Raw genomic sequence first — 12,571 nt, forward strand, 5'->3', positions numbered from 1 at the left:
TTCTAAATAAAAGAGATGGTAATTGAAATCCATTTTCAATTAAAAACTTTAATAAATATTAATTTATAAAGGTTTTGATATTGATTTTCATTATCAGGAGGGATATAGATGGAATACTATAATCGAGAAAATATAAATTTAATTGAGAAAACAAAAGAACATGCTGAATTGATCGCTGCATTGATGGCGGGCATTTTCATCTTACTTGCATGGCGTTTAGATACGAGCGGACAAACAACTGCTTCAGTTCTACTATATTTAATTGCATTTTTTGTAGGTGGATTCGCAAAAGCAAAAGAGGGCATTGAAGAAACGATTGAAGATCGAAAATTAAATGTAGAGCTATTGATGGTATTAGCCGCCATTGGTTCTGCAGCAATCGGCTATTGGACAGAGGGAGCTATTCTTATTTTCATTTTCGCAGTAAGTGGTGCACTTGAAACATATGCAATGAATAAAAGTCATCGTGAAATATCAGCACTTATGAATTTACAGCCAGAAGAAGCTTGGTTAGTGCGTGGCGGATTTGAACCTATGAAAGTGTCCGTGTCCACGTTAAATATCGGCGATCATTTATTAATTAAACCAGGTGAACGCATTCCAGCAGATGGTATTATTTTCAAAGGACAGTCTTCTATTGATGAATCGGCTATTAGTGGAGAGCCGCTGCCTGTCTCAAAAATCGAAGGTGACGAAGTATTTGCAGGCACAGTAAATTTAAATGGTGCTATTACGATGGAAATGACCAAAGCAAATTCAGAAACACTTTTCCAAAAAATTATACAACTTGTCCAAAGTGCGCAAAGTGAAAAATCTCCCTCACAACAATTCATCGAAAAATTTGAGGGGTCTTATGTAAAATTTGTGTTATTAGGTGTTGCCTTAATGATGTTCCTTCCCCACTTTTTACTCGGCTGGGATTGGACAACGACATTTTACCGAGCAATGGTGTTATTGGTGGTTGCATCCCCTTGTGCACTCGTAGCATCAATTATGCCTGCAACACTAGCAGCCATCTCAAATGGTGCAAAAAATGGTGTGCTTTTTAAAGGCGGCTTACATTTAGAGCATCTCAGTGTTTTACGTGCTTTAGCTGTCGATAAAACAGGTACTTTAACACAGGGGAAACCAGTTGTTACAGATTTTATTGTCCGAGAAGGCGTAGATCGTAATATAGCTTTAGCAAAGCTTGCAGGGATTGAATCGCAATCCAATCACCCACTAGCTCAAGCCATTACCACATACGCTAAAGCAGAAGGAATTAACACATTACCACAGGCAACAATCGAGGATATTCCTGGTTGGGGTATAAAAGGGACGATCCACAATGAGGAGTATCAAGTAGGGAAACCTGAGTTTGTTGGTACTCAGCTTGCCAATGACTTTGCAAATAGTGCAGCTACAAAACTTGCCGCAGAAGGGAAAACAGTTATTTTTATTCGGGATCAGCATGGTATTGTTGCCTTAACAGCTCTAAAAGATACTGTACGCAGCGAAGCTAAAAAGGCTGTAGCTCTATTAAAAGATCTCGGTATTCAAGTAGTAATGCTCACAGGTGACAATGAAAAAACAGCCAAAGTCATTGCAAAGGAAGCTGGCGTTACCGAATATGTAGCAGAATGTCTACCTGAAACAAAAGTTACTGAAATGAAACGCCTACTTACACAACATCAATTTGTTGGAATGGTCGGCGACGGTATTAACGATGCCCCTGCATTAGCTACGGCAACTACTGGCATTGCGATGGGTGAAGGAACAGACGTTGCATTAGAAACAGCGGATGTTGTGTTAATGAAAAATGATTTATCCAAAATTGCTTATGCTGTGCGCTTATCTCGTAAAATGCAGCGTATTGTAAAACAAAATATCTTCTTCTCTATCGGTGTTATTGTTTTATTAATCGCCTCTAACTTTTTACAAGTAGTCGACCTACCTTTAGGTGTAATCGGACATGAAGGTAGTACAATTCTAGTTATTTTAAACGGTTTACGCATGCTCAATAAAAATATCTAATGACAAAGCCTCGCCTTTCTCATAAAGAAAAGCGAGGCTCATTTTGTTTTATTGTTATTTCCTTACTCATGAAGTTCTTTTTGTAGTGCCCTTTTTTGCATGGTAGCATTTAATACCCCACCAAAGATGATAATAATCCCCGTAAAGTATAACCAGAGCATTAAAATAATGACACCACCGATACTACCATATGTAGCAGAATAATTTGCAAAATTATTAATATAGAAAGAGAAACCATATGTGACTGCTAACCAGGCAAGTGTCGCAAACATCGCCCCTGGCCATACACCCATTATTTTTAAACGCGGGCTTGTATTTGGAACGACCCAGTAGATTCCCATTAAAACGATAAAAATAAGTAAAGGTGGTATTGACCATCTTAATTTGTGCCAAATAGATTCAAATTGCTCCTCAATTCCAACGATTGAAAATAGGAAATGCCCTATTTGCTGACCAAAAACTGGTAGTAAGAGAGCGACAGCCATCACAATTACAAGAGCGATTGTAAAAACCAGTGACAACCCTCTATCCAATATGCCAGCTCTCCCCTCTGTATCATAGGCTTTATTTAAAGCTCGAATAAGCGCATTAATACCTTTCGATGCAGACCAAATTGTACCGAGAACCCCGATGGACAATAAACTACTATTTCGATTTGTTAAAATCTCATTCAGCGTATTTTCAATCAGCTTATACACTTCATCTGGTAAGATATTCACTAAAAATGAATAGACCTGTGTCGTTTCTAAATTTAGATACGGTAATAGCGTCACTAAGAAAATAAGTAAGGGGAAGAACGATAGTAAAAAGAAATAAGCCAATTGTGCAGCAAGCGCAGATATTTCAACTCGCTTTAGCCGACTTATTAAATCTTGAACAAAGCCTTTGGATGTCATCACGTCAATCGATTCCTCCTCAGGAGAGACAAACGACTTTACGAACCCAAAAGCATTTTGCATTGTTGCTTTTTTTCCTTCCATATAATTCCTCCTAAAGCTTCCTTTACTCTTTTTCAGGTAAAGTAAAGGCTGATTTCGTGTCCTCAATCATCCCTTGTATTGTGGAAGGTAATTCTTTAAATTCATCAACCTTCTCAGCAATCGTGTTAACATTATCAGACACGCTTTCACAAAGCACTTTTGCTGCCAGCACTTTTTCCTCCACTAGCACCTGTAGTTCTTCACGATTTGATGCATAATATGTGATGGCTTCCTTCATTTTTTTAGTTGTAGCAATTGTTGTTTCACGCGTTGTACGATCGAGCATACTTAATGCAGCACCAACTGCTGCTCCTGCTACGATTGAAGCTAATAATTTACTCTGACCCATATTTATAACCCCCTGCTTGTGTATTTGCATATTCCCTATTATTTCATAAATAAACAGCTTCCTGCACTTATTCTACCCAATAACAGTCTATTTTTAAAGCAATGCTCAAATACGGAGTTGACATTTTTTTTATTCAATGAAATGATATGTGCGAGGATTATGAAAGGTAGGGTAAAAAATGGATTTATCAGTTCCGTCTAAGGAAAACGTAGTGTATATGGTGGATCAAATGAAGGACAAGCTACGCATGGTGAATGTTGATGCAATGAAATCAGAACATTTCGATGAAGCTAATTATGAAGATTTAGTGTATTTATATGAGATGGTGATGAAAAGAGAAACATTTAGCCCAAGTGAAATGCAAGCGATTGTTGCTGAATTGGGGTCTTTACGTAAGTAAAGTAAATAAAAGCTATTAGCATGTGACGATTGGTCAGCCGCTAATAGCTTTTTATTATTGTGTATTTTTTGCTTCTGAACCATCTTCGGTAACCAATGGCTGAATAAGCACTTCTACACGTCGGTTCTGTGCACGACCTTCTGCTGTATCGTTTGGAGCAATCGCTCGGTTTTCACCATAGCCTTTCGCACTAAAGTTCTCAGACTTTAATTGTGAATTACTATCTAATAATACCATGTAAAAATTAGACGCACGCATTAATGATAACTCCAAGTTTGATGAGAAGTTAGGGCCAGCTGGCACATTATCTGTATGACCTGTAATAACAATATTACGAGGTGGATTAGACACTAATACATCCGCAAGCTCTTTTGCAATTGGAATATATTCTGGTTTAATCGTTGCTTTACCAGGATCAAATAAAATACTATCACGGATAGTTACAAGCAATCCCTCATCTGTCATTTCAGTTGCAAATTGACCTTCCATCTCATTAACTGCAATAAAGTTGTCCACACTATCTTTAATAGCTGCTAGCTCTTGTTGATCCTTTAAATAGGCCGAATTTTGCTGTGGCGTTTGGTCGCTATCTGCATTCGGGCTTGGTACTGGTGCAGGCTGCTCTAGAAAGCTTGTTCCACCGTCAAATACTTGACTAAATACCGCCGACATTCTCTCTAACTTTTCTTGATCAACTGAACTTGAGGCAAATAAAATAATAAACACAGCTAAGAGCAAAGTTAAAATATCTGCGTATGGAACTAACCAAGATTCATCAATATGTTCATCATGCTTTTTTTTCTTAGCTTTCTTTGCCAAGGCCACCCGCCCCGCTTTCACCAGAAATTTGACGACGTTCTTCCATCGTTAAGTATGATGATAGTTTCTGTTCAATTACACGTGGAGCCTCCCCTTCTAATACTGAAAGGATACCCTCAATCATCATTCTCTTTTGTTTTACTTCTAAAGCAGACTTACGCTTTAACTTGTTCGCAAATGGGTGCCATAAAACATAACCTGTAAAGATACCGAGTAATGTAGCCATGAAAGCAGCCGAAATAGCATGTCCAAGCTTTTCGATATCGTTCATATCAGCCAATGCGGCGATTAACCCTACTACTGCACCAAGAACCCCTAAAGTTGGTGCATATGTACCTGCTTGCGTAAAAATAGCAGACCCACTAGCATGACGCTCTTCCATTGCTTCCACTTCTTCCGTTAGTACATCACGGATGTAGTCAGCATTTTGACCATCAATTGCTAATGTAAGACCATTTTTTAAAAATGGATCTTCAATTTCAGAAGCCTTGCTTTCAAGTGCTAATAGTCCTTCACGACGAGCTAAGTCAGCCCATTGTGAAAACATTTTAATAATTTCTATATCATTCGCTAATTTCGTTTCTTTAAAAAGAATTTTAAATAGCTTCGGTACGCGCTTTAACTCTTGCATTGGAAAGGCAATTGTTACTGCTGAAATAGTACCAAAAATGATAATTAGAATGGCTGCAGGGTTATAAAATGCACTTAAGCTTACACCCTTCATCACCATCCCCGTTAATAGTGCTACTAAGGCAAGTATTAACCCTATAATCGACGATTTATCCATCCTAGAACCTCCAAATCTACTATTACTGTTATTTTCGTCTGTTTTTCCATATTTTAAATATATATATTCCTAGTATAAATGTATTTCACTTATTTTTCGATGTAATTAATGCTTTTTATTCACATTTCGACCATTTTTGATTATATTGAATTAAGAATATTACACTAAACTGTCTTATATCGAAAGGGGATATGAATTTGTTATTATCATTTAACACAAAATTACTAAAATATGCCGAATTAGCTGTGAAAGTAGGAGTAAATATCCAAAAAGGTCAGTATCTTTATATAAGCTGTTCGACTGATAACCTAAAATTGGCGCAAATAATTACCAAAATAGCTTATAAAAATGGTGCAAAACAGGTATTTGTCGATTTATCGGATGACGAGCTTGTACGTGCTCGTTATGAGGGAGCACCAAAAGACTCATTTGATTTCTTCCCGCCATGGAAAGTGCAAGAGCGTGAATGGTTGGTTGAACACGGAGCCGCTTTCTTAAGCATTAGCTCACAAAATCCAGATTTACTAAAAGGTATAGAGCGTGACAGAATCATGGCCTTCCAAAAAGCATCTGGTAAAGCATTAGCAAACTATTATCAATCGCTACAGTCTGATAAATTTAGTTGGTCGGTTATCGCTGCTCCATCTAAAGCCTGGGCAGCAAAAGTATTCCCTCACTTACAAGAGGAACAACAAATGGATGCATTATGGGAAGCCATCTTTGCAGCGACACGTATTGACGTTGAACATTCTATAGAAGCTTGGCATGCTCACGATCAGGAATTACATAGCAAAGCTGATTATTTAAATGGGAAGCAATATAAGTCGCTCCACTATACTGCTCCAGGCACTGACCTAACTATTGAGTTACCTACACATCATGTGTGGACAGGTGGCAGTAGTATTAATACACAGGGCCAAGCATTTATGGCCAATATGCCTACAGAAGAAATTTTTACAGCCCCTTTAAAAACAGGTGTTAATGGGTATGTTTCCAGTACTAAGCCATTAAGCTACGGAGGCAATATTATCGATCATTTCACTTTAACATTTAAGGATGGTCGTATCATTGACGTGAAGGCAGAGCAAGGACAAGAAATTTTAGCTTCCCTTATTGAAACAGATGAGGGTGCTCATTATCTTGGTGAAATAGCATTAGTTCCACATCAATCACCTATTTCACAATCTAATTTATTATTTTACAATACATTATTCGATGAAAATGCCTCGAATCATTTAGCCATTGGCAGTGCCTACGCATTTTGCATTGAGGGTGGTAAAGAAATGACTTCTGAGGAATTAAGTGCACATGGTCTTAACCAAAGCTTGACACATGTAGACTTTATGATTGGATCGGATAAGATGAATATAGATGGAATTACTCATGATGATCAAATAGACCCAATATTCCGCGATGGAAATTGGGCAATCTAAATAATCCATTCCTACTAATAGTATTCTAGGCTAAGTATGTTAAGGTTGTCATAAATTATCCTTAGATTTTCCTAGTAACCTATTGTATAATTGTTTTAGGGAAGTTTAGTAGATCATTTAAGTAGAGAGGAGCTCTAATAATGTTCATTACAACTGTTCTTGGCTTTTCAGCAGTTTTATTAATTTCAACGGGATTCTTCATCCACTACCTACAAGTTGGTTTAGATAGCAAGTCTTCAGTAACTGTAGATCCAAAGCCAAACGAAGAATATTAATGTATAAAAAAACAGCTACTGCAATGGTAGCTGTTTTTTTATCACTTACAAGTTATTTTCATCTATTAAAGCGTAGGAAACTGCTTCTTTATTGTAAAAATTATCTGAAAAAAGTCTTTATTGTTTGCATATTGAACGTTTTGCTCTAAAATATTTTTTGTAAGGAAGGGAGCAATATTCATGACAATGTTACAAGATATTTTAGAGTTTAATAAAGAGTTTGTACAAGAAAAGAAATATGAACCATTCATCACTACAAAATATCCTGATAAACGTATTGTTGTTTTATCTTGTATGGATACTCGTCTTGTAGAGCTTTTACCAAAAGCTATGAATTTGCGGAATGGCGATGTAAAAATAGTGAAAAGTGCTGGCGCATTAGTGAGCCATCCTTTCGGTGCAGTTATGCGTAGTTTATTAGTGGCTGTCTATGGCCTACAAGCTGATGAAGTGTATGTCGTTGGACATTATGACTGCGGAATGAGTGCAGTTGACCCTGATGCTATGCTTAGTGAAATGGTGACAAGGGGTATTGATCCAGAAACAATCAAAATGTTGGAATATTCTGGTTTTGATTTAAAAGAATTTTTACGTGGTTTCGGTGACGTAGCAACAAGTGTTAAGAAAAGTGTCGATACGATTCGTAATCACCCATTAATGGTGAAAGACGTTCCTGTTCATGGTTTAATCATTGATCCGAATACAGGTCATCTTGATTTAATTGAAGACGGTAGCAAATAATAGCTAATAAAAAACAAGTGCCCATCTCTCGTGAAGGATAGGCACTTGTTTTTCTATTCATCCTCTAAACGCGCATACATATAGTGATCTACCCATCGGCCATTAATATACAGTAGCCTCCTTAGCAGACCCTCTTGTTGAAATCCAGCCTTCTCTAATACGCGCATAGAGGGGTTATTTTGTGTAGAGACATATGCCTCTACACGGTGTAAACCAATTTGATCGAATGCGAATCTCACCACCATATTTACAGCCTCTGTGACGATTCCCTTGCCTACATAGATTTCATCCATCGCATAGCCAACAAATGCACTTGAGTACGGTAAGCGTTTTACAGCATAAAGTGCAATATGCCCTATTAGATTATTTGTTCCATGCTCAAAAATACCAAAAGTAAATTCTCGTTTTGACTCCATTAAATAGAGACTCTCTTGAATTTTTTTATATTGAGCATCAACTGTATAATATTCTGGTTTTTGTAGTGGCTCGTATACAGACCAAAAGTATTTATTGCGGCTTACGAGACCCGATAAACTTCGTGCATCTTTTTCTTGGAATGTGCGGATGTAGCATTTTTCCCCCTTTATCGTTACCACATTCCCACCCTTTTTTCTTAATAAATTCCAAATTTTAAGCACCATTTCTCCACACTAGCCTTCCAATAAATATCAGTACATTTCTCATTCTCTGTTCACATTGGCTACAATCTAATGATTGTAAACCCTAGTTTTATTTCATTGTATGTAAAAAAAGATGCTGCTACAACTAAAACAGCTCATGTCTTATTGTTACAGCAGCACCATTTTATTATTTTGTTTTTTGTTCTTGCTTTTTCTCATTTATTATTTCTAAACTGGATGAATCAGCATCCTCTAGCTGTCCATTAGCTAATACATTTGTTAGATGAAGACCACGTTTTTGAGCCTCACGTTCAATATGTGCAATTGTTTCTTGAAGCACCTGAACACGCGCATGTTTTTTATCGTCTCCAGCAACTAAAATCCATGGAGCATCCTTTTTATCTGTCTTGTCAAACATTGCATTCGCCGCTTCAATATATTGTGGTGATTTTTCTCGATTCCGCCAATCCTCGTCTGTTAGCTTCCAAGATTTATAAGGGTTTTCTTCACGTTCTTTAAAGCGTTTTAATTGCTCTTCATCTGAAACATGTAGCCAGAACTTAATAATTATGTAATCTCCCGCAGTTAAAATTTTCTCGAAATTATTAATTTCTTCATACGCACGAGACCATTCATCCTTTGTTGCAAAGCCTTCGATACGCTCTACTAGTACACGTCCATACCATGAGCGGTCGAAAATAGCGATTTGTCCATGCTGCGGTAGTTTTCTCCAGAATCTTTGTAAATAGTTATAGCGTAATTCATGTGGCTGTGGAGCTGAGATAGGGTGTACCACATAACCGCGCGGATCTACACGTTCAATCAATCGTTTGATCGCGCCACCTTTACCAGCAGCATCCATTCCTTCAAATACTAAGATTAAACCTATTTTGTTTTTTAGTAAAAACTGCTGTGCATTTAACATTTCATATTGGAGTACTTTTAATTTCTTTTTATACATCTTTTTATCTAGTTCAATGGATAGGTCTAGGTTTTTCAAATTTTGTGCCATGAAACTTCACTCCTTTTGGTTGGATATTCTTATTGTACTAAAGAAATATATGGATGCCTATTGAGATGGTAAATTGTAGATATTACGAGCAAAACAACACGATACATTGTTGAAAGTTTCCGTTATAATAAAAATAGTGACAGTACTATACTTATTTGTCTTTTCCCTATAAAATCTAACACGAAGGGAGAGGAAAACATGCCTCGGTTTATCTTGATGACAATTTCTTATCTTGTCTCACTCATCCTAACCTTTTCATCCTTTTTCGTGAATATCAACGGTCAATCTATGCTAGAAATCGCTAATCGCTTTTCTGTAGTATTTGCACCAGTTAGTGTAAGTCATGTAATTTGGATTCTTATTTATTTTTTACTCGGTTATTGGTTAGTTATGAATATCAAAAAGACAACTATGAAACAGTCTGCGCTTTTTAGCTGCATAAATATATTGCAAGCATTGATGATATACGTATGGCATCATGAGTTATTTATTGTTTCACTTGGCATTACATTACTCTTAGTCTTGTATTTATTTATGTTGTATAATACGTACCCTCTTCATGACAAAGCAATGTCGGGTCGTATTCCTTTCTCCATTTATTTTGCATGGATGACATTTATTTTTATTACGAATATCAGTTTTACGTTAACGGCTTATGGTTGGAACGGCTTTGGTCTTAGTACGCCTCTTTGGGCAGTAATTTTGCTGACATTAGGTGGAGCACTTGCGCTACATATCCGTTTCCATCACTTTGATATTTTGTTTCCTAGTGTTTTTATTTGGGCTTATATAGGAATCGCCTTACATAATGGTTTTGATGAGCTACTTGTCACTACCGCCGCCTTCTTTTTATGTGGTGTTCTCTTTGTTGGTATTTTATTTATTAAAAAAAATCCTGCCTACCAAAAATAAATTGGTAAGCAGGATTTTTCATTTCATTGCATTCTATTCTTCGTCTAATGATGTTAGGATAATCGGTTTATCTTTTGTTACAATGACTGAATGTTCAATTTGAGCTACAAGTGATTTATCAGGTGTAATGAATGTCCAACCATCACCAGCTTCTACAATATGCTCTGCCTTCGCTGAGATAAACGGTTCAACCGCAAGCACCATACCTTCTTTCATAATTGTAGAATCCCATGCATCATAGTAATTTAAAATGTGATTCGGCTCATCATGTAAAGATTGACCTAAACCATGACCAGTTAAATTCATAATAACAGTTAAGCCATTAGCATTCGCCTCACGTTCAACTGCCTTACCAATTTGATTTAATTTAGACCCAGCCTTTACCTTTGTCATTGCTCGATCAAAGGCGCTTTTGGCAACGCGACATAGCTTTTCTTTGTCCTCATAGCCATCACCAACCACAAATGAAATACCAGTGTCAGCAAAGTAGCCATTTAATGAACCAGAAACATCGATATTTACAATATCCCCTTCTTGAATAACACGTTTTCCGGGGATACCATGCGCCACTTCTTCATTGACACTAATACATGTATACCCTGGGAAATCATATTCTCCCTTTGGACCAGATATCGCGCCAGCCTCTGCAAACATACGGCCAGCAATTTCATCTAGCTCCAATGTTGTAACACCTGGTTTTGTGGCAGCTTTCATCGCTTCACGAATTTCAGCACAAATGCGTCCTATTTTTTTAAAAGCTTCAATCTCTTCTTGCGTTTTTACAATCATGTATAACGTCCCTTTCATCTAATATCTATACTTTAATATAACATAACTTGTTATGCGTATAACGATAAACGCTTTAAATATTGTATGCTTCCTTACTTTGCGAAGTGCGCAAAGAGTTATTTGCGACAAAAAAGCCCCTTCACAAATGTGAGGGGCATGTTTTATGCTTTTCTTTGCATTAATTGTGGAGCAGCTGTGAATAAAAGAACGCCTACAATTGCCGTTAAAATAGTTGCTGGTAGCATATATGTACCATTATAGATGATGGAATAGATCCATGCATTTTGATCGCCAGCATATTCTGCAAAAAATACAGCGCCAGCCATCGTGTGGGCTGCATATCGTAAAAAGCCCGCAAGCACCGTACCTAATATAATGTAAAGTGCCATTTTTGTTTTGTTGGCATTTTTGGCAGCCGCCAACACGGGTCCACGCACAACCGCCGCTAATCCTACAACTGTGAAAGCAACACCATAATCAAGGAATCCTTGTAGCCAGTGCACAATCGTAGCACCAAACATGGTTTGCATTACACCTACGAGTAATCCAGTTGTTAGCCCAGCTACTAAGCCCCAGCGAAATGCTATTAACATAATAGGTACCATGACTAGACTAACAGAACCACCTTGTGCCCATACTTTAAAGGAAACCTGATCAAGCACAAGAGCGATTGCTGCAAATATCGCAATCTCCACAAGCATTAATAGTCTTTTTTTGTCCATATATATTCTCTCCTTTGTTCCGATGTAGGATACAAGAGCAGGAATAGAAATGCGCTGATATGTCTCTTTCTGACACCTTTTTATTCCCTCAAGAATGAAAAAACGATGCCAGGACAGAGCCTCACATCGTACTAGTGTCGGTTTCTATCCACATCCCTACGCAAGCGTTAACTTACAGGTTCAAAGAGTCAAGGCATTACGTGCCCAGTCTCAGCTGACATCATCAGCTCCCCTTGTGGTCGTTACATCTGAATTTATTTGAACATTCTCATTGTACGCAAAGGATAGAAGGATTACAACCTCTTCCATATATTATTTTTTTGAAACTTTGCTGTTTTTCATGCGTAAATATTAAAAAAGGAGGTACAACTATGGAGAACCAAAAAATTTTATCTGCCTTTAGTTATTTAAGTATTTTCTTCGCCCCTTTTATCGTCCCATTAATTGTGTACATTATTACGAAAGATAGTGACGTAAAAAGACATTCAATTCGTGCACTTATCTCTCATTTAATTCCTTTTGTTTTCGGCATTCTGTTCTTTATTGTCTTTGTTTTTTCTACATTTAATTTGGATCCAACGTCCGGCAATAATAAGATGTTGATTATTTGGTTCGTTTCGTTTGCCATTTATGCCATCGTCTCACTAGGAATTGTAATATGGAATATTATTCAAGCTGTTCGTGTTATTCGTTAATGTTTCATTTTTAAGCGAAACAGG

Annotated in this window: 15 protein-coding genes and 1 riboswitch; of the genes, 7 read left to right on the top strand and 8 right to left on the bottom strand. The window is 37.2% G+C overall.

The genetic code is table 11. From position 1 onward, the window contains the following. The first annotated feature begins 108 nt into the window (after window positions 1–108). Window positions 109–2,013, top strand: coding sequence for a heavy metal translocating P-type ATPase (locus tag NV349_RS19740; RefSeq protein WP_271910998.1), 1,905 nt, complete (start codon window positions 109–111; stop codon window positions 2,011–2,013). A 62-nt stretch (window positions 2,014–2,075) separates the two neighbouring features. Here the strand turns inward: NV349_RS19740 and NV349_RS19745 are convergent, their stop codons facing one another. Further along, window positions 2,076–2,993 carry a YihY/virulence factor BrkB family protein gene (locus tag NV349_RS19745; RefSeq protein WP_036123312.1) on the bottom strand — a complete coding sequence of 306 codons (918 nt, stop codon included), beginning with the start codon at window positions 2,991–2,993 and terminating at the stop codon, window positions 2,076–2,078. Window positions 2,994–3,015: 22 nt separating this feature from the next. Then, entirely contained in the window at window positions 3,016–3,342 is a 327-nt protein-coding gene (locus tag NV349_RS19750) for a hypothetical protein (protein WP_058843701.1), read from the bottom strand. Window positions 3,343–3,520: 178 nt separating this feature from the next. Between NV349_RS19750 and NV349_RS19755 the strand changes: the two genes are divergently transcribed. Next, on the top strand, window positions 3,521–3,742 hold the full coding sequence (locus NV349_RS19755) for a DUF1128 domain-containing protein (protein ID WP_036123318.1): 222 nt from the start codon (window positions 3,521–3,523) through the stop codon (window positions 3,740–3,742). Between the two features lie 54 nt (window positions 3,743–3,796). Here NV349_RS19755 and motB read toward each other — a convergent pair whose 3' ends face one another. Both motB and motA read right to left on the bottom strand, forming a co-directional pair. Beyond that, complete coding sequence (motB, locus tag NV349_RS19760; RefSeq protein ID WP_036123321.1) at window positions 3,797–4,561, bottom strand: flagellar motor protein MotB; 765 nt, start codon at window positions 4,559–4,561, stop codon at window positions 3,797–3,799. Next, a complete protein-coding gene (gene motA, locus NV349_RS19765) occupies window positions 4,545–5,348 on the bottom strand; it encodes a flagellar motor stator protein MotA (RefSeq protein WP_036123322.1) in 804 nt (267 codons plus the stop codon). The genes motB and motA overlap by 17 nt, the downstream gene beginning before the upstream one ends. Before the next feature lie 191 nt (window positions 5,349–5,539). Here motA and NV349_RS19770 point away from each other — a divergent pair, with 191 nt between their 5' ends. From NV349_RS19770 to NV349_RS19780, 3 genes are all read left to right on the top strand, one after another. Next, on the top strand, window positions 5,540–6,781 hold the full coding sequence (locus NV349_RS19770; protein ID WP_139149537.1) for an aminopeptidase: 1,242 nt from the start codon (window positions 5,540–5,542) through the stop codon (window positions 6,779–6,781). 140 nt (window positions 6,782–6,921) lie between these two features. Next, window positions 6,922–7,056: a hypothetical protein gene (locus tag NV349_RS19775; protein ID WP_255358791.1), complete on the top strand. Its 135-nt coding sequence runs from the start codon at window positions 6,922–6,924 to the stop codon at window positions 7,054–7,056. Between the two features lie 180 nt (window positions 7,057–7,236). Further along, a complete protein-coding gene (locus NV349_RS19780) occupies window positions 7,237–7,797 on the top strand; it encodes a beta-class carbonic anhydrase (RefSeq protein WP_036123327.1) in 561 nt (186 codons plus the stop codon). Window positions 7,798–7,850: 53 nt separating this feature from the next. Here NV349_RS19780 and NV349_RS19785 read toward each other — a convergent pair whose 3' ends face one another. Both NV349_RS19785 and NV349_RS19790 read right to left on the bottom strand, forming a co-directional pair. Beyond that, window positions 7,851–8,438, bottom strand: coding sequence for a GNAT family N-acetyltransferase (locus NV349_RS19785; protein ID WP_051891670.1), 588 nt, complete (start codon window positions 8,436–8,438; stop codon window positions 7,851–7,853). 166 nt (window positions 8,439–8,604) lie between these two features. Next, window positions 8,605–9,429 (bottom strand): polyphosphate kinase 2 family protein, encoded by an 825-nt coding sequence (locus NV349_RS19790; RefSeq protein ID WP_036123330.1) that lies wholly within the window; start codon window positions 9,427–9,429, stop codon window positions 8,605–8,607. A 198-nt stretch (window positions 9,430–9,627) separates the two neighbouring features. Between NV349_RS19790 and NV349_RS19795 the strand changes: the two genes are divergently transcribed. Then, on the top strand, window positions 9,628–10,341 hold the full coding sequence (locus NV349_RS19795) for a TspO-related membrane protein (RefSeq protein ID WP_036123333.1): 714 nt from the start codon (window positions 9,628–9,630) through the stop codon (window positions 10,339–10,341). Window positions 10,342–10,374: 33 nt separating this feature from the next. Here the strand turns inward: NV349_RS19795 and map are convergent, their stop codons facing one another. Beyond that, the gene (map, locus tag NV349_RS19800) at window positions 10,375–11,130 is read right to left on the bottom strand and encodes a type I methionyl aminopeptidase (protein ID WP_036123336.1); all 756 of its coding nucleotides are present in this window, start codon (window positions 11,128–11,130) and stop codon (window positions 10,375–10,377) included. 161 nt (window positions 11,131–11,291) lie between these two features. Beyond that, window positions 11,292–11,852, bottom strand: a complete 561-nt coding sequence (thiT, locus tag NV349_RS19805; protein ID WP_058843704.1) for an energy-coupled thiamine transporter ThiT — start codon at window positions 11,850–11,852, stop codon at window positions 11,292–11,294. A 136-nt stretch (window positions 11,853–11,988) separates the two neighbouring features. Then, window positions 11,989–12,096, bottom strand: a riboswitch (TPP riboswitch). Between the two features lie 127 nt (window positions 12,097–12,223). On the opposite strand from thiT, the gene NV349_RS19810 reads away from it, so the two are divergent. Beyond that, the gene (locus NV349_RS19810) at window positions 12,224–12,547 is read left to right on the top strand and encodes a magnetosome magnetite crystal formation protein family (RefSeq protein ID WP_271911004.1); all 324 of its coding nucleotides are present in this window, start codon (window positions 12,224–12,226) and stop codon (window positions 12,545–12,547) included. Window positions 12,548–12,571: the final 24 nt, after the last annotated feature.

The organism is Lysinibacillus sp. OF-1, from assembly GCF_028356935.1.
GTDB lineage: Bacteria > Bacillota > Bacilli > Bacillales_A > Planococcaceae > Lysinibacillus > Lysinibacillus fusiformis_D.